This is a genomic window from Bradyrhizobium sp. Kon58, from assembly GCF_055807455.1.
Genome location: NZ_JBVVOT010000001.1, coordinates 581,710 through 597,327, shown reverse-complemented (window position 1 = coordinate 597,327; position 15,618 = coordinate 581,710). Strand labels below are relative to the sequence as shown.

General features: G+C 64.5%; 16 protein-coding genes. 7 read left to right on the top strand and 9 right to left on the bottom strand.

The window, feature by feature from the left end; genetic code table 11:
• The first annotated feature begins 55 nt into the window (after nt 1-55).
• A complete protein-coding gene (gene gor / locus AC0L20_RS02990) occupies nt 56-1,444 on the top strand; it encodes a glutathione-disulfide reductase (protein ID WP_473287357.1) in 1,389 nt (462 codons plus the stop codon).
• Between the two features lie 6 nt (nt 1,445-1,450).
• On the opposite strand, the gene AC0L20_RS02985 is transcribed toward gor, so the two are convergent.
• The 7 genes from AC0L20_RS02985 to AC0L20_RS02955 all read right to left on the bottom strand — a co-directional run bounded on the left by AC0L20_RS02985 (nt 1,451) and on the right by AC0L20_RS02955 (nt 9,930).
• Entirely contained in the window at nt 1,451-2,590 is a 1,140-nt protein-coding gene (locus AC0L20_RS02985) for a hypothetical protein (RefSeq protein ID WP_473287356.1), read from the bottom strand.
• 585 nt (nt 2,591-3,175) lie between these two features.
• Nucleotides 3,176-4,402 (bottom strand): carboxylate-amine ligase, encoded by a 1,227-nt coding sequence (locus tag AC0L20_RS02980; protein ID WP_473287355.1) that lies wholly within the window; start codon nt 4,400-4,402, stop codon nt 3,176-3,178.
• Between the two features lie 21 nt (nt 4,403-4,423).
• Nucleotides 4,424-5,251, bottom strand: coding sequence for a class II glutamine amidotransferase (locus tag AC0L20_RS02975; RefSeq protein ID WP_473287354.1), 828 nt, complete (start codon nt 5,249-5,251; stop codon nt 4,424-4,426).
• 92 nt (nt 5,252-5,343) lie between these two features.
• Nucleotides 5,344-5,970: an FMN-binding negative transcriptional regulator gene (locus AC0L20_RS02970; RefSeq protein ID WP_473287353.1), complete on the bottom strand. Its 627-nt coding sequence runs from the start codon at nt 5,968-5,970 to the stop codon at nt 5,344-5,346.
• Between the two features lie 73 nt (nt 5,971-6,043).
• Entirely contained in the window at nt 6,044-7,510 is a 1,467-nt protein-coding gene (pdxR, locus tag AC0L20_RS02965) for a MocR-like pyridoxine biosynthesis transcription factor PdxR (RefSeq protein WP_473287352.1), read from the bottom strand.
• Nucleotides 7,511-7,560: 50 nt separating this feature from the next.
• Nucleotides 7,561-8,157 (bottom strand): redoxin domain-containing protein, encoded by a 597-nt coding sequence (locus AC0L20_RS02960; RefSeq protein ID WP_473287351.1) that lies wholly within the window; start codon nt 8,155-8,157, stop codon nt 7,561-7,563.
• Between the two features lie 15 nt (nt 8,158-8,172).
• The gene (locus AC0L20_RS02955) at nt 8,173-9,930 is read right to left on the bottom strand and encodes an MOSC domain-containing protein (RefSeq protein ID WP_473287350.1); all 1,758 of its coding nucleotides are present in this window, start codon (nt 9,928-9,930) and stop codon (nt 8,173-8,175) included.
• 170 nt (nt 9,931-10,100) lie between these two features.
• Between AC0L20_RS02955 and AC0L20_RS02950 the strand changes: the two genes are divergently transcribed.
• The 5 genes from AC0L20_RS02950 to AC0L20_RS02930 all read left to right on the top strand — a co-directional run bounded on the left by AC0L20_RS02950 (nt 10,101) and on the right by AC0L20_RS02930 (nt 12,829).
• Nucleotides 10,101-10,481 carry a nuclear transport factor 2 family protein gene (locus tag AC0L20_RS02950; protein ID WP_473287349.1) on the top strand — a complete coding sequence of 127 codons (381 nt, stop codon included), beginning with the start codon at nt 10,101-10,103 and terminating at the stop codon, nt 10,479-10,481.
• Between the two features lie 259 nt (nt 10,482-10,740).
• Nucleotides 10,741-11,214, top strand: a complete 474-nt coding sequence (locus tag AC0L20_RS02945) for a tellurite resistance TerB family protein (RefSeq protein ID WP_473287348.1) — start codon at nt 10,741-10,743, stop codon at nt 11,212-11,214.
• Between the two features lie 2 nt (nt 11,215-11,216).
• On the top strand, nt 11,217-11,579 hold the full coding sequence (locus AC0L20_RS02940; protein WP_027569423.1) for a hypothetical protein: 363 nt from the start codon (nt 11,217-11,219) through the stop codon (nt 11,577-11,579).
• Nucleotides 11,576-12,211, top strand: a complete 636-nt coding sequence (locus tag AC0L20_RS02935) for a TerC family protein (protein ID WP_473287347.1) — start codon at nt 11,576-11,578, stop codon at nt 12,209-12,211. The genes AC0L20_RS02940 and AC0L20_RS02935 overlap by 4 nt, the downstream gene beginning before the upstream one ends.
• 33 nt (nt 12,212-12,244) lie before the next feature.
• Nucleotides 12,245-12,829, top strand: a complete 585-nt coding sequence (locus tag AC0L20_RS02930) for a TIGR00645 family protein (protein ID WP_027517271.1) — start codon at nt 12,245-12,247, stop codon at nt 12,827-12,829.
• 37 nt (nt 12,830-12,866) lie between these two features.
• Here the strand turns inward: AC0L20_RS02930 and AC0L20_RS02925 are convergent, their stop codons facing one another.
• Together AC0L20_RS02925 and AC0L20_RS02920 are read right to left on the bottom strand one after the other, a co-directional pair.
• On the bottom strand, nt 12,867-13,814 hold the full coding sequence (locus tag AC0L20_RS02925) for a helix-turn-helix domain-containing protein (protein WP_473287346.1): 948 nt from the start codon (nt 13,812-13,814) through the stop codon (nt 12,867-12,869).
• Between the two features lie 130 nt (nt 13,815-13,944).
• Nucleotides 13,945-14,883 (bottom strand): LysR family transcriptional regulator, encoded by a 939-nt coding sequence (locus AC0L20_RS02920; RefSeq protein WP_473287345.1) that lies wholly within the window; start codon nt 14,881-14,883, stop codon nt 13,945-13,947.
• Between the two features lie 158 nt (nt 14,884-15,041).
• Here AC0L20_RS02920 and AC0L20_RS02915 point away from each other — a divergent pair, with 158 nt between their 5' ends.
• Nucleotides 15,042-15,617 carry a hypothetical protein gene (locus tag AC0L20_RS02915; RefSeq protein ID WP_473287344.1) on the top strand — a complete coding sequence of 192 codons (576 nt, stop codon included), beginning with the start codon at nt 15,042-15,044 and terminating at the stop codon, nt 15,615-15,617.
• The last annotated feature ends 1 nt before the right edge of the window (nt 15,618 follow it).

The window sequence follows — 15,618 nt, the reverse complement described above, 5'->3', positions numbered from 1 at the left end:
CAGTTCCTATCTGATCAGAATCCGGATCATGTTCTGAAAGAGGTCGGAGTGGACAATGGCTGAATTCGACGTCGACCTCTTTGTCATCGGTGGCGGTTCGGGCGGCGTGCGTGCCGCCCGCATCGCGGCCGGCTACGGCGCCCGCGTGATGATCGCGGAAGAGTACCGCATGGGCGGGACCTGCGTGATCCGCGGCTGCGTGCCGAAGAAGCTGTTCGTCATCGGCTCGCATTTCCGTCATGAGATCGAGGACGCCGCCGGTTTTGGCTGGACCGTTCCGCCTGTGACCTTCGACTGGCCGACGCTGATCGCCAACAAGGACAAGGAGATCGCACGTCTGGAGGCGGCTTACACCGCCAATGTCGAGAAGTCGGGCGCGCAGATCGTCAAGAGCCGCGCGGTGATCGAGGACAAGCACACGGTCCGCCTGCTCGAGAACGACAGGAAGATCACCGCAAAATACATTTTGATCGCCACCGGCGGCGCGCCCAATCACGGCGCTCCGATTCCCGGCATCGAGCACGTGATCTCCTCCAACGAGGCGTTTCACCTGACCAAGCTGCCGAAGCGGATCGTGATCCAGGGCGGCGGCTACATCGCGCTGGAGTTTGCCGGCATCTTCGCCGGCTTCGGCTCCGACGTCAGCGTGATCTATCGCGGCGACAACATTTTGCGCGGCTTTGACGAGGATGTTCGCGCCCACGTCCGCGCCGAGATGGAGAAGCAGGGCATCACCATTCTCACCGGCTGCACGGTGACGAAGGTCGATCGGCACGGCGAGGAATTCACCACGCATCTGTCGAACGGATCGAGCCTCGCCTCCGACCAGGTGATGTTCGCGATCGGCCGCCATCCCGCGGTCGCCAATCTCGGCCTGGAGAAGGCCGGCGTCGCCATCAACCCGCGGAACGGCGGCATCGCCGTCGACCATTTCTCGAAGAGTTCGGTCGACAGCATCTATGCAATCGGCGACGTCACCCATCGCTTCAACCTGACGCCGGTCGCGATCCGCGAGGGCCATGCGTTCGCCGACACCGTGTTTGGCAAGCGCGAGGTGCAGGTGGATCACGCCAACATCCCGACTGCCGTGTTCTCGCAGCCGGAGGTCGGCACCGTCGGCCTCACCGAGACCGAGGCCCGCGCGCAATTCAGCCATGTCGACATTTACAAGACCACGTTCCGCCCCATCAAGGCGACGATGTCGGGCCGCGATACCCGCGTGCTGATGAAGCTCGTCGTCGACGGTTCAACCGATCGCGTGCTCGGCTGTCACATCGTCGGCGACGCCGCGGCGGAGATCACGCAGGCGGTCGCGATTGCTGTGAAGATGAAGGCGACCAAGGCCGATTTCGATGCGACGATCGCGCTGCATCCGACCGCGTCCGAAGAGCTCGTCACCATGCGCACCCCGACCGCCCGCCACGTACGCCAGGCGGCGGAGTAACTCCGCTCAGTCGTAGAGATACCCGACGGGCTTGCCCTCGGTGCGCAGGGGACGGATGTCCTTCTGTGTGATGATCTGACCGGCGAGGCCGTCGATCTCGTCGCGTTGCGTCGGCGTCCAGCTGCGGAGGTCGTTCATGCCTTTGAGGAGGCCGAGCCGAAGGACCTGCGTGTTCTCACCCACGCCGACGAGACTTGTGGCGTTCTTGCCCGCCGTCACCACATCGCCGGCCGCGAGCTCAAAGGTCTCACCAGTCTTGTTCCTGAATTCGGCCGTGCCGCGGATGACGCGGTAGATCACGACCTCGCCCTTGGCGAAACATGTGGTGTCCGCCGCTGCCGCCGTGCTCTTGGGCAAGAGCGATTGGCCGCGCGGATCGGTTGCGATGATGTGGCCGGCGACGAGGTGACCGCTCGGGACTTCAATGCCGATGTCGCGCACATAGACCGGCATCGATGATTTGACCGGGCTGTCGGTGAGCGGTTTGAACAGCGCATCCAGCGCCAGCGGGTCCTGGAGCCAAAAACCTGCGTCCGCAGGGCGATCATGCAGAGAGTGGCTCCATGCCACCCGTGGCGTCTCGTCTTCGTTGATCTGATCCGGGCCGACAATGGTCGGGTTTGGAAACGTCGTCGGATCGGTGATGAAGGCTTCGAGGAATTTGCCGGAATAGCCCATGGAAATTGGATCCGGCGCCACCGTCTGCGGCGTCTTCAAATTCTCTTCGGTCGACAATCCCGACCAGGTGTAGAACAGCTGGCGATGCACGATCGCGCTTTGCAGCATCACCGCGCCGGGGCCGACATTGTAGAAGCGCCCGTCATAGTCAAAGGTGAACGCGCCCGAGGTGACCAACACGAGCTGAAAGCCGCCCGGCGGCAGATGAAGATGGAAATCTGTCGGACCGGTGTCGGGCAGATAGATCGGCAGATTGGTCGCGACTTCGTGTAGCAGGAAGGTTTCGTTGTTGGCGTGGAAACCCTCGTTGGCGCGATTGTAGAGGGCTTGCGGCCGGTACGTCGCCTCGAACTTCGCATTCCGGTCGCGGTCGATCGCCACGAAATCCTGAGCGTTGAGGCGAAGGGGGGCGCCGTCCGGGCGGGTGAGGCCGGTGATTTTGAGATCGCCGGCGGCATGCAAGTTCATGGCATTCTCCGATTCCAGACCGCTCACCCGGTCTCTCGGCGCACGCATCTTGCTGCTCCAATCGGGAGAGCAGGGATCAGGCCTGATGCTGCCTTGCGAATTTTGGGCCAGTCGAAGTGCTGTGCGGCATGCAAGGCTTGGCGACGAGCCGCCACGCGAGGAAAAATCGAGGTTGCACCTGAGGTTAGATGATACGCTTCGCCGGCCTGCATGGCCGGGTTCGCCCGGTCCGCAAGCCTGGCGACGAGAGGTGTCTTGTCTAATTTGTCGGCATTCTGGCGCGGACGTGCAGCCGCGCCGATCAGGCGAAGTCGGCGGCCGGATGTCTGAAGCCGTTCATTCGAAAGATCGACGGGCGGTCCGCTCGGGCTTGCCGTACGGGCTGTCAGCCCACTTCGCCATGTCCACTGCACGCGCCTCGATGAGCTCGCACCACAGGCAGCTGAGCTCCGCGCGCCCTTTGGCCGAGAGCATCGGAATAAGGCCATGGCCACAGCCGGCGCAACATTTGACGCGATTCATGGTTCTCTCCGCGACCTTCCGGATTCAGGAGCAACATCGTTGCTCCCGAAGCTTGCGCGGGCGCTATGAGGGCGCAGCGACGCCTGCGGCCGGGGTGCTCGTCCCCGAGATCGTCGCGTCTGCGATCCAGCGCGACACGGCGGCGATGTCTTCCGCATTGTCGCGGAAGGCGCGAAGCTGGAATTCAGCCGAGCTGCCACGTTCGACGATGGTACGACAGTGTTCGACCTCGGCGGCGCAGTTCAGCGCGGCGGCGTCTTCGGCGATGTCCTCGATCACGCGGGAGAGCAGCTCGGAGATCTCGACCGGCCCGTCCTTGGAGGCAAAGATGCAATCGGTGCCGTAACGCTGGGCGCGCCATTTGTTCTCCACCGCGATCGCGCGTTCGACCGCGGTGACCTCCTTCGACAGATGAGGTCGCAGGTAGAGATAGCGGGTCAGGCAGCGATAGAGCGAGGCGATGGCAACGGCGTCGTCGACGAAGGTGCAGGTATCGGGCGCACGCAGCTCGAGGGTCGGGTGCTTCATGGAGGGGCGCATGGCCCACCAGATGTGGCTTTCATCGGGGATCACGCCGGAGCGCTGCAACGCGCCGACATATTCGTCGTAATCCTGCCTGCTCTCGAACAATTCTGGCAGGCCGGTGCGCGGCAGCTCGGAATAGGCGGCGAGCCGATAGCCCTTCAGCCCTGTCTTGTGTGAATTCCAGAACGGGGAGGAGGCCGACAGGGCGATGAACAACGGCAGATGCGGCAGCATCGCTCGCATCACCGCCATGCGCTTCTCCGGATCGGGCAGCTGGACGTGGACATGCATGCCGCACATCAGGTTGCGGTGGCCGATGCTGCGCAGATCCTCGATCATCTCCTCGTAGCGCGGCTTCGGGCTCGGCTGCGACATGCGCCAGACCGCGGTCGGATGTGTGCCGCAGGCCATGATCACGAAGCCATATTGTGCCGCGACGTTTGCGACTTCGCGACGCAGGAAGCGAAGCTCTTCGCGCGCGTCGGCAACGTCGACATGAACGTTGGTGGCGACCTCGAGCTGCGACTGCAACATCTCCCGCATCGCCTGGCCGCCGGTGGACCAGTTCGCAGATTCGAACAGGGCATTTGGAGTTTCGATCGCAACGTCCAAAGTTTGCCGATCGGCGAGGAAGTATTCCTCTTCGATGCCGAACGAATATTCCGCGGCCTTGCCGCGTCCGCCGGCCGAGCGAATGACAAGGTGTTGCCTGTCCTCGGAGGAATCGAGCCGCAGCAGTTTCAAAACGTCTGATGCAAATGTCATTGTGCCACCCGGCCAAGGTATTTACCTGCGGGCGATAATCCTTCTGACAGGGGCGGGTTCCGCATCGGCCCCACCGGAAATTGCAAGGTCGAACGGAACAATCTTCGCGCTTTCGGACGCACGCGCAACCAGCGCGTGATTAGCGGGCACTTCCGTCCAGTCCGTTTCCTTGTCGAACGGCTCGGACACGACGATCACCTGGCCGCCAGCCTCGCGGAAATACAGCGTGTTGGCGGCATCGTTAACCGCAACCCGGAAGGCATAGAGATCCCGGCCGTTGGCGATGGCGCTGGTGAAGCGTAGCCGCTCGCGAAGCTCGCCTTCGTTGACGAGGCCGACGAGGGCTCGCAGCACGCGATGCGTTGCGCCGAGCGGATCAGCGTCGAGCCCCGCGCCCATCATGGCGAGAAATACGGCTTCCGAATCGGTCGTGCCTGTCCGCGAGGGGTAGTAGGCGTCGGGGATCAGCGCCTCGACCTTGCGCCGCAGGCGATTCCAGCTGCCGACGAAGCCGTTGTGCATGAACATCCACTGGCCGCAGGCAAAGGGATGACAGTTCTGCCGCGTCACCGCCGTGCCGGTGGCGGCGCGCACATGGGCGAAGAACAGATGCGAGCGCAGATGGCGGCAGAGGTAGCGGAGATTCTCGTCCGACCAGGCCGGCCGTGTTTCACGATAAAGACCAGGCTCCGGATGCTCGCCATACCAGCCGAGACCGAAGCCGTCGCCATTCGAGCCGGCGGTCGACTGGAGCGAGCGGATGCTTTGCGCGATCAGCGAATGCTCGGGCTCGGTGACGTAGGGTTCGAAAGACGTGGTCTCGCCCCGGTATGCGATCCAGCGACACATGGGAATCCTGTCAGGAGATGCTTGCTGAAATGTATCAACGAACCTGACAGGACGATGGTTCCCGACAGCGAGTGTCGGGAACCAAGTGGCCACTACACCGGAACCGGAATCAATGGCGCGACCTCGCGATCATCTGCATTCTCGCTCGCTGCGAGACCTTGTGCGACGCCGACCCGGTCGGCCTCGGGACGGTTCTGGCTCATCTTGCGCTTGCCTTCGAACCGCACGACTGGAATGCGCACGCCGACGATTCCGCGCAGCTGCGCGGCGATGAAATCCGCAGGGGCATCGGTCACGGCCCAAGGCTTGGCACGCGATCCTTCGTGCCTGTTCGTGAGCCGCGTCACGGCGTCGAGCAGGCGCTCGGGCTCCTGGAAGAATTCGACCGGGCCGTAGGCATGCACGGCGACGTAGTTCCAGGTCGGCACGACCTTTTCGGTCTCCTGCTTGGTCGCGTACCAGGACGGCGTCACATAGGCGTCGGGACCGCTGAAGATCGCCAGCGCATTTCCGATCGGCGGCAGTTTCCATTGCGGGTTGGCTTTCGCCACATGCCCATACAGCACGCCATGCTCGCCTTCGCCCTCGTCGAGAAAGAGCGGCAGCGGCGTGGCGACCGGGCCTTCGCTGGTGGCCGTGACCAGGCTGGCGAGGCGGGCGCCGTGAATGGTCGCCCGGATGCTCTCGATGTCGTCCTTGAAGGCGGGAGGGATGTACATGGTTATCTCCAGTGTTGGTCTGAAGATAGCCGGAATCTGGCCTGTAAGAAACTGCCAGTTATCGTCTATTTGATCAGTCCAGTTCGGCGACCGCCTGTGCGAGAAGCCTGCAGCCGCGCTCGATCTGTGACACCTCCAGTGCCGAATAGCCCATGACGAGGCCGACTGTCTTCCGCGGTCGGCGAGGTCCGACGAACAGTGCCGAGACGGGATAGATGCCGACGCCCTTGGCATGGGCCGCTTTGATCAACGCGTCCTCACGCTTCTGCGGCAGGTCGTCGAACCACGCCACGATGTGCAGGCCAGCGGCTGTGCCCTCGATCCGGACGCGATCCCCGAACCGGCGGCGAAGCGCGTCGAGCAGCGTGCGCTGGCGTTCGGCGTTGCGCCGGCGCACGCGCCTGATGTGGCCGTCATAGGCGCCGCTTTCGAGCATCGACGCGAGAGCGTCCTGTTCGATCAGTGGCGTGTGCCGGTCCATGATCTGCTTGGCGGCGGCGAACAGGGATCGCAGGGCGGCGGGCACCACCAGATAGCCGATCCGCAAGGTCGGCGAGAGCGTCTTGGAGACGGTGCCGAGATAGATCACGTTGCCGCCGCTTTCCAGCGCGTGCAGCGGCGGGATCGGCCTGGTGTCGTAGCGATACTCGCTGTCGTAATCGTCCTCGATCACGTAGGCGTCGTTTGTCCTGGCCCAGGCAAGCAGCTGGTGCCGGCGTCCGATCGGCATGACGCCGCCGAGCGGATATTGGTGCGACGGCGTGACATAGGCGAGGCGGGCTTCGACGCCGTCGAGCCGCGCTGTCTCCAGTCCATCCGCGTCGACCGGAATCGGGATCGTCTCGGCGCCCGTCGCCGCGAAAGTATGCCGCGCCATCTGGTAGCCGGGATCCTCCATCACGAAGCGGTCGCCGGCGTCGAGCAGCAGGCGCGCGCAGATGTCGAGGCCCTGCTGCGAGCCGTTCACGACCACGATCTGATCGACCTCGCAGCGGACGCTGCGCGACCGCCAGAGATAGCCTTGGAGCGCGGTCCGCAGCCGCAGCGCGCCGCAGGGATCGTCATAGGCCAGTCGCTCGGGTTTGCGCGCCATCGCGGCAGTCACGGCCTTCTTCCATGCCAATACCGGGAAATCCGACGGCGCGAGCTCGCCATAGCGGAAGTTCGCGACGAGCCCGCGCGGCGGCTCGGTCCAGCGCGGCGGGTCTTGAAGCAACCGGTCCCCGAAGGCCGACAGCCGCACCTTCCGCGCCGGCGGCCGTGATGCTACGCGCGCGTGTCCCCGCTCGACGACGGCGCGAGCCACCCGCGGCCGCGCCCCATGGCGTGTCTCGATGAAGCCTTCGGCGGCGAGCTGTTCGTAGGCGATCGTGACGGTCGAGCGCGCCACGCCCATCTCGCCGGCCAGCGCGCGCGAGGACGGCAGCAAGCCGTCGATCCCGAACACCCGCGCCATGATCTGATCCCGCAGGGCTTCGTAGATCTGGCGCGCGCCCATGCGGTCGGCACGGGCAGCGCGATTGGTCTTCATCTGGATCATCCACATTCCAAGCCGACATTCGCCCGAGCGGACCATGTCGGAATGTGGTTCTAATCCCGTTCGCCGAGAGTTTCGACGTAAGCCTTGCCGTAGGGATGAAAATGCTCCTTGCGGCCCTGGTCCCACAGGACCCTGAGGCCGGGCGCCGTAATGTCCCAATCCGGCCGGCACTTCATGCCGACTGCCCTGAGGTCCTGGCGGAGTTCTTCGACGGTTGGACGGCCGAAGAACCAGTAGCCGTTGTAGATCTTGTGAACCACGAGACCGGGCTCGAGGACGATCACGTGCGGAATCATCGGATTGTGGACGGGATCGGTGTATTCGGCGATGTCGAGATCTTTCTGAACGAGGCGCCGCGAATCCGAGAGGAAGGGCCAGTGCGCTCCGACGCCGCTGCGATATTCGCTGGTCTGGGTGATGTTGTCGGTCGTGATCGTGACCATCCGGCAATAGCCCACCTCCATCTCGCGATGGAGTTGCAGCAAGCCTTCGGCCTGGCGACGATCCTTCGGACAAAATCCGCCGCGGCCGAGCACGAGCACCATCGGATCGCCCGCCTGCAGTTCGGAGAGCTTCCGGTGCTTGCCGGTGTGGTCGCTGAGTTCGTAATCCGGGAAGGTTACTCCCGGCATCATGTCAGGTCGCATTACGCTCTCCCGGTTTTACAGATCAATCACGACGTCGTTTCGGGGCCGTGAGCAGCAGATCAGGACATTGCCGTCCGCCGGCGGATCGAGCGGATCCGGCGCATAGTCGACCGTCCCCGCGATCAATCCGCTCTCGCAATTGTGGCAGACGCCGGTCCGGCATGACCAGCGCACGGGGACGTCGCAAGCTTCGGCCAATTCCAGCAGGCTGGCGTAGGCCGGTCCCCAGCGGACATTGAGGCCACTGCGGGCGAACGACACCATCGGGCCGGGGCCGGGGGCGCCGACCGGCGAGTGCGCTCGCTTCTGCGGGGAGGACGCTATGCCGGGCGTCAAGGATGGTCCGGCGCCGAACAATTCGGTGTGGATGCGATCCGGTGCGACGCCCAAGGTGGCGAGGCCAGCTTTCAGATCGCTCATGAAAGCTGCCGGTCCGCACAGATAGAAATCGCCGTCACGCGGCACGCTCAGGCTCTGGAGCAGACGTGCGTCGAGATGTCCGACTGTGTCGAACGCCACATTGAGACGATCGTCCGGGTCAGGCGCGCTGTAGCAGACGTGGCTATGGTGACGAGAGAGTCCTCCCAGCAATTCGCGCGCCTCGGCGGCGAACGCATGTTCGCGGCCGTTGCGGGTGCCGTGCAGCCACCAGACGTCCCGCGCCGTCCCTTCGGCGGCGAGGGCGTGGAGCATCGCGAGGACCGGCGTAACGCCGATACCGGCGCTCAACAGGACGACGGGGCGCGCATCTTGCCGGAGCGTGAAACTGCCGCGTGGCGCACCGAGCTGCACGGCAGCGCCGTCCACCAGCTCGTCGGCGATGTAGCGGCTGGCGGCGCCGTGCGCTTCGCGCTTGACGCTGATGCGATAGGACGCGGCATCGGCGCCGCTCGACAGCGAATAGCTGCGCGTCATCGCCTGCGCACCGGAAGGCGCGAGCCGGATGACGACGAACTGACCGGGCAGGGCGGCCGCCACGGGACGTCCGTCGGCGGGTTCGAGGATCAGCGACGTCACGTTGCCGCTTTCCGCGATCTTGCGCGCCACGCGAAAGGAGCGGAATCCGCGCCAGGCCGGAGGAGGGCTCGCCGCCGGCCCAAGCCCGGCGTTTCCCGCGGTTTTGTTGACGTTCTGCTGCTCGAGCAGCGCCGCGAAGGAACGGTGCCAGCCGCGGCTCAGTGCGGGAATCCGCAGCGCGCGCTCCAGGCGTTCGCGCGGATGCGGCGGCAGGTAAAGCAGCGCATTGATCTCGAACACGCTCATGCGCTCGGGTCCCACGGCAATCTGCGTGATCTCGTCGCCGGCTTCGACGTCGCCTTCCTCGATCACACGAAGATAGAATCCGGGCCGGCCGTGCCTGACCAGCAGCGCGGGCATGTCCGGCTCGTCCATGCGAATGCCGAGCCGGTAACAGGTGACGCGCGGTTGCGTCACTTCGAACAGGGCAGAGCCGATCCTGTAGCGGTCCCCGACGCACACGTTGGTGTCGGCGAGGCCCTCGACCGTAAAGTTCTCGCCGAACTGGCCATGAACGAGGTTCGATCGACCGAGATGCTCCTGCCAGTACTGATAGGATTCGTCCTGATAGACGAATACGGCACGATGTTCGCCGCCATGACCGGCCGTATCGCCCTGGCCGTCGCCGTCGATGTTGAGCCGGCGCACCCTGCGCGGGCCTGTGACCTGCGCCTTCCAGATGCCGGTGTGGACGGTCCGACCCTGCCAGGCGACGTCGCGCGGCAGGCCGACATTGACCGAAAGTAGGCGTGCCATTGCGTGTTCCCAATCTCAGTGCGCCGCTCGGCCGTCATCCTTGCATCGGGAGGAGGTTTTTGGCTCGTTAGTCCTTGTTAGACGTTGCGAGCAAGCCTTGCCACCGGCGGCCTTGAGGCCAATCTGAGATGGCGTAAAGGAAAACGCAGTCGGGACAACGGGAGATCGCGATGGATGATCAGGGCAAGCTGGCCGCGCTTCAGCGCCATTGGGACGCTTCGGACGCGAACGATTTCGAGGCCGAGCACGACATCTATCGCGAGGACGCGGTGCTCGACTATCCGCAATCCGGCGAGCGGATCCGCGGTCGCAGCAACATCCAGCAGAGCCGGTTCGTGCAACCGAACAAGAAGCGCTTCACGGTTCGGCGCATCGTCGGCGGCAACGATCTCTGGGTGAGCGAATTCGTGCTGACCTATGACGGGGTGCCGTCTTACGTCGTGAGCATCATGGAATTCCGCGACGGCCTAGTGGCGCACGAGACGCAGTATTTCGGCGACAGGTTCGAGCCCTCGCCCTCGCGGGCGCATCTTCTCGAGCGGGTGGAGTAACACGGGAACCCGATGCGGCGGCTGGTCGCAGTCTCATCGCCTTGATTCCGACAGCCCCATCTTTATGTGTGGAAGGAACAAGAATCCGGGCCCCTCTGGCGAGGACGCCGACGCTGTCGGCAAACCTCGTGATGTCGGATGACCTGTCCCGCGCGAATGCGATGGATCGGCCGATCGTCGGGCCTTCTTGAGAGTCTCTCCGACCCAATCGTCCCCATCGCAGCTCCGTGCGGTCATTTCGCAAGATAAGGGAGCAACGATGTCTGACGCCAAGCATTCAAATCCGATCGAAATCGAGATCACCGAGCCGTCCAGCCTGAACGAGCAGGCTGCCGTGGCGCTGGTGATCGTCGGCGCGCTGGTTGCGGTTGCCGACCGGCAAGTTTCGCCGGTCGAACGCGACGAGGTCGTCCGGTTCATCCGCGATCGCAAGCTTGCACCGCACATATCGGAGGACCGGCTCTACGCCATGTTCGACGAGCTTGCCGAACGACTTGAGGAGCCGGATTTCGCCAATGTGGTGATCGACAATTTGCGCCCGGTTTCGAACCTGCCGCTGTCGGCTCATTTGATGGAACTGTCGGAACGCGTCGCGGCCGCGGACGAGGACGTGCATCCCCACGAAGTGCAGGCGATCAAGCTGTTGCGCCTGCTGACGCTGGTGCTGCCCCGCGCAAAGCAGGTGGCGCAGGGTGCAGTGCGGGCCGAACAACGCATCGCCGCCGAGGAGTAAGCATGAGCGTAGTTTCGGACGAAGATAAGACAGGGACTGCGGGCGCTACCGGCCAGATGGCCGGCGGCGACCCGCGCCTCGACAAGCTCGTCCGTCGCCTGCCGCCGCGTATGGGTGACACCGTCACCTATCTGCTCAAGCCGTCCAGCCGCTGGGTGAGAATCCCCTCGGGCGCGCTGCTCATTGTCGGGGGCGTGCTCTCGTTCCTGCCGGTGCTCGGAATCTGGATGCTCCCGCTCGGCCTCGCTTTGCTCGCGGAAGACGTGCCCGCGTTGCGATCCTCGCGCGGCAAGGTTCTGGATTGGGTCGAGCGGAAGAAGCCGCAATGGCTCGATCCTGCCGCACCGAAAAATGACCAATCATGACCGAATTCATCACCACCGAAGCGCTAACCGCGCTGCTTCAGGTCGTCCTGATCGACCTCGTGCTCGCCGGCGACAATGCCGTCGTCATCGGCCTTGCCGCAGCCGGCCTGCCGGCCGAGCAGCGCCGGCGCGCCATCGTCGTCGGCATCATCGCCGCCACCGCCCTGCGCATCGTCTTTGCCGGCGTCGCGACCCAGCTTCTGCAAGTGATCGGGCTGTTGCTCGCCGGCGGCGTGCTGCTGCTCTGGGTGTGCTGGAAGATGTGGCGCGAGCTGCGCGAGCAGTCCGCGCATGCGAACGAGCTCGCGTTCAGCCATGGCGGCAGCGGCGCTGCTCCTGCCTCCCAAAAGACCTTCAGACAGGCGGCCGTGCAGATCGTCGCCGCCGACGTGTCGATGTCGCTCGACAACGTGCTCGCGGTCGCGGGCGCTGCGCGCGAGCATCCCTACATCCTCGCCTTCGGCCTGTTGTTGTCGGTCGCGCTGATGGGCGTCGCCGCCGATTTGCTCGGCCGCGTGCTCCAGAAGCAGCGCTGGATCGGCTATGTCGGCCTCGCCATCATCGTTTACGTCGCCTTCGAGATGATCTATCGCGGGTCGCTCGAGCTCGCGCCTGTGATCGCGAGTCTCTGAGGCAACGTGCCTGTCCATCATCCGGAGTGATCAATGACGTCCGAACCCAAAGCACCTTCGGCGGTTTCCGTGCCGGCGCCGCAAATCGGCGCGTTTGCCCAACTCATCTTTGGCTCGCGCTGGCTGCAGGTGCCGCTTTATGTCGGCTTGATCGTCGCGCAGGCCGTCTATGTGCTGCTGTTTCTGAAGGAGCTCTGGCACCTGGTCGTGCACTCGTTCGACGCCAGCGAGCAGCAGATCATGCTCGTCGTGCTCGGGCTGATCGACGTCGTGATGATCTCGAACCTGCTGGTGATGGTGATCGTTGGCGGTTACGAGACCTTCGTCTCGCGCCTGAACCTCAGCGGTCATCCGGACGAGCCGGAATGGCTGAGCCACGTCAATGCCAGCGTGCTCAAGATCAAGCTTGCGATGGCGATCATCGGCATCTCCTCGATCTCGCTGCTCAGGACCTTCATCGAGGCCGGCAATCTCGGCACGACGCGGAGCAATTTCACCGAGAGCGGCGTGATGTGGCAGGTGCTGATCCACCTGACCTTCATCATCTCCGCGATCGGCATCGCCTGGGTCGACCGCCTCGGCGATAGCGGCCAGCGCAAGGGAGCCGGTCACGGCTGAACGTGACACACGGCCGCTCAAAGACCGAAGGCTGCGCTCAGGGACGTCGGCTTCGCGCCAGCGTCTCGGAGGGCGTCTCGCCGAACGCCAATCTGTAGCCGCGCGAGAACTCACCAAGATGCCAGAAGCCGTTGCCGAGCGCCGCGGCCTTGACGCTCATGCCGCCACCTCCGACCACGAGCTGGATGCGGGCGGACCACAGCCGCTTGAGGCGCAGATAGTGGTGCAGGCTCACGCCGTGCACCGCATGCGCGGCGGTCTGGAGCGTACGCACGGATACGCCGAGCGCAGAGGCGAGGTCGTCACTGTAGAGTGCCTTGCTGCCGGACCACATGACCATTTCGTCGAGGCGCGCGATCAGCTTGCGGTGCTTGGCGAACGATCCGCGTCGCGCGGTCAGCCCGCCGGCCGGCGCCATGGCGTCGTCGAGGCAGGCGAGCAGCGTCTCCTGGATGGGGCGGTTGAGCGCCTCGAACTGCCGGGGATCGTTGCACGCCGAGGCGAGCGAGAACATCTCCAGGATAGCGGCGCGCAATCGCGCCATCGGTTGGTCCGGCGCGCGAACATATGCGAGGCCCGTGTCGAAATCCGTCCAGCCGCGATGACGCATGTCCGAGTTGAAGCGCAGCATCAGGTAAGTGTTGGGATGATGCTCGATCGCGTCGACGGGGGCTTTTCCGCGCATCACGGCAATCGTTGAATTGTCAACCTCGCGGCCGTTGGAGGTGGAGTGAAACGCGAGGGGGACAACGAGGCCGACACCATTGTCCGTGCCGATCTCGGCCTCAAACCGCCGCGCAAAGGAGCGCTGGAGCACGAATAGCCCATCCTGGAGCGGCAGGATGGCGCGAGACAGCGAGAATTCGCGCGGGCGGAGCGGCGTGCTGATGCCGAGGCCGAGCACCTCGTTGGCGCGAAACTCGGCGAAATCCGAGAAGCGCTCGATGCCGAGGATTCGCGAAGGCTTCAGCCGACATAGCGGCATTTCGGAATCCTTGGGGCGTCAAAGTTGAGCAGGTTTGAAGAGGGTATCAATGGCCGGCCATCGGCCATATTCCGGAAAACTACTGTCGGCGCGATCACGTCCACGCGCATCGAAAGTTGATTTTGTTTGATCAGGCGATCTGCGGATGCGCCGCGTTTTCGCGCCGCTCGCGCTCGGCCAATTCGCGCACCAACTCCTGGAGGAAGGATTCCGTGTAGGCGGGCAGTGTGCGCTCGGCGCGAACGTAGATGCCGAGATCTGACCACACCGGACTGCCGGCGTTGTCGAGCGGCAGGAAGACGAGCCGGCTGTCGCGCGACAGTCGGTCGATGCCGAGCTGGGTCTGGAAGGCGATGCCGACGCCGCGCGCGGCGAGCTCGCGCATCAGGTCGATCGAGTTGGCCTGGATCGCCGGCTCCGGCGTCTCGGACAGCTGTGCGATCAGCGGCTGGAGCAGATGGTAGATCGACAGCTCCGGCAGTGCGTGGATGACGGGAAAGGCGAGACATTGGGTTAGCGTGACCGTCTTGCCGCGCGCGAGTGGATGATCGCCCGCCACGATTGCGCCGAGGCGAAACCGTTTCAAGGCGACCTGGCGCAGGTCCGGCGGATGCCGCAGCGCCATGGCGATACCAATGTCGGCCTCGCCGCGGCTCAAGGCCTCCAGCACATCCGACGATCCCTTCACCTCGGTGGTGAAGCTGACGCGCCGGGCGCGGCCACGATGGGAGGCGATCAGGTCCGGCAGCACCGACTCCGTGAGCGACTCGATGCAGGCGATGCTGACAGTGCCGTGCCAGGTCCCGGACAGGGACGCGACGTCCGAGCGGAAGCGGTCGAGGTCCTGGAGCACGTTCATGACGTGCCGGGCCAACATCTCGCCGACCGTCGTCAGCGTCAGGCCGCGTGCATTGCGCTCGAACAACGGTGACCCAACCTCTTGTTCAAGCTTGAGAATCTGGCGGCTTACGGCCGACGAGGCAACGTTCAGCAAACGCGCCGCGGCCCGGATCGAGCCGGTGCGGCGGACGGCGTGGAAGTACTGGATAGCCGGTGAGTGAAAGCGCATGGGACCCCTGGCCCGACTATAGCTGTTGCCGAAACGGCATCAATATGTACGAAATTCTGTGCTTTTCGAGCGCGCTCCTCCCACTTAGGTTCGCGCCCGGCTTGGCCGGTCCCGCCGGACCGTCATGCCATGCGCAACGAGGCGCCAGGGGATCCGGGGTGGACGAGAACATTGTTTGCGAGGTCGCGCCGGATACGCGTCTGGTCGATCGCCGTCGCGCGGCGGCCTATGTCGGCGTGACCGCCGGACGCTTCGAGCAACTGGTGCGCGACAGCGTCGTGCCACCGCCGGTCATGGTGGACAACAAGCGGCGCTGGCCGCTCGCGTTGCTCGACGTCGCGAAGGACGCGGTTGTCGGCAGCAGCATGCCGTGCCTGCCGCAGGTGACGGTCGAGATTATGCAGGATGCGCGTCCCTGCGAACGGACCCCGGCACCGGCCTCGCACGAACTGCCGGACCAGGCCTGGTTCGAGCAGCGCGCGCGGTTCGTTCAGCGCGTGCGCCGGTCGCTGCTGTCGGGCAACGAGATCCGTCTCTTGCGCGAGTTCAAGCTGCTCAGGCAGAACCAGATCAGCATGTTCGGCTATTACGGCAGCTTCGAAGCCCTGATGGTGCGCGGCTACATCGTGGAGCTCTCGCGAAAGCCGCCGTCGAGCCGTCCGCTGGTGACGTACCGGCTGACCGCGCAGGGCGAGCGGGTCCTGTCGGCGCTGAAGGACGAGCCGGCGATCTGAC

Bases quoted from the DNA above. Each gene is read 5' to 3' on its own strand.
- AC0L20_RS02935 (WP_473287347.1), top strand. From the start codon at position 11,576: ATGACCGAATTCATCACCACCGAAGCGCTAACCGCGCTGCTTCAGGTC.
- AC0L20_RS02945 (WP_473287348.1), top strand. From the start codon at position 10,741: ATGTCTGACGCCAAGCATTCAAATCCGATCGAAATCGAGATCACCGAG.
- AC0L20_RS02930 (WP_027517271.1), top strand. From the start codon at position 12,245: ATGACGTCCGAACCCAAAGCACCTTCGGCGGTTTCCGTGCCGGCGCCG.
- pdxR (WP_473287352.1), bottom strand. From the start codon at position 7,510: ATGATCCAGATGAAGACCAATCGCGCTGCCCGTGCCGACCGCATGGGC.
- AC0L20_RS02950 (WP_473287349.1), top strand. From the start codon at position 10,101: ATGGATGATCAGGGCAAGCTGGCCGCGCTTCAGCGCCATTGGGACGCT.
- AC0L20_RS02970 (WP_473287353.1), bottom strand. From the start codon at position 5,970: ATGTACATCCCTCCCGCCTTCAAGGACGACATCGAGAGCATCCGGGCG.
- AC0L20_RS02980 (WP_473287355.1), bottom strand. From the start codon at position 4,402: ATGACATTTGCATCAGACGTTTTGAAACTGCTGCGGCTCGATTCCTCC.
- AC0L20_RS02925 (WP_473287346.1), bottom strand. From the start codon at position 13,814: ATGCCGCTATGTCGGCTGAAGCCTTCGCGAATCCTCGGCATCGAGCGC.
- AC0L20_RS02975 (WP_473287354.1), bottom strand. From the start codon at position 5,251: ATGTGTCGCTGGATCGCATACCGGGGCGAGACCACGTCTTTCGAACCC.
- AC0L20_RS02960 (WP_473287351.1), bottom strand. From the start codon at position 8,157: ATGCGACCTGACATGATGCCGGGAGTAACCTTCCCGGATTACGAACTC.
- AC0L20_RS02985 (WP_473287356.1), bottom strand. From the start codon at position 2,590: ATGAACTTGCATGCCGCCGGCGATCTCAAAATCACCGGCCTCACCCGC.
- AC0L20_RS02940 (WP_027569423.1), top strand. From the start codon at position 11,217: ATGAGCGTAGTTTCGGACGAAGATAAGACAGGGACTGCGGGCGCTACC.
- AC0L20_RS02955 (WP_473287350.1), bottom strand. From the start codon at position 9,930: ATGGCACGCCTACTTTCGGTCAATGTCGGCCTGCCGCGCGACGTCGCC.
- gor (WP_473287357.1), top strand. From the start codon at position 56: ATGGCTGAATTCGACGTCGACCTCTTTGTCATCGGTGGCGGTTCGGGC.
- AC0L20_RS02920 (WP_473287345.1), bottom strand. From the start codon at position 14,883: ATGCGCTTTCACTCACCGGCTATCCAGTACTTCCACGCCGTCCGCCGC.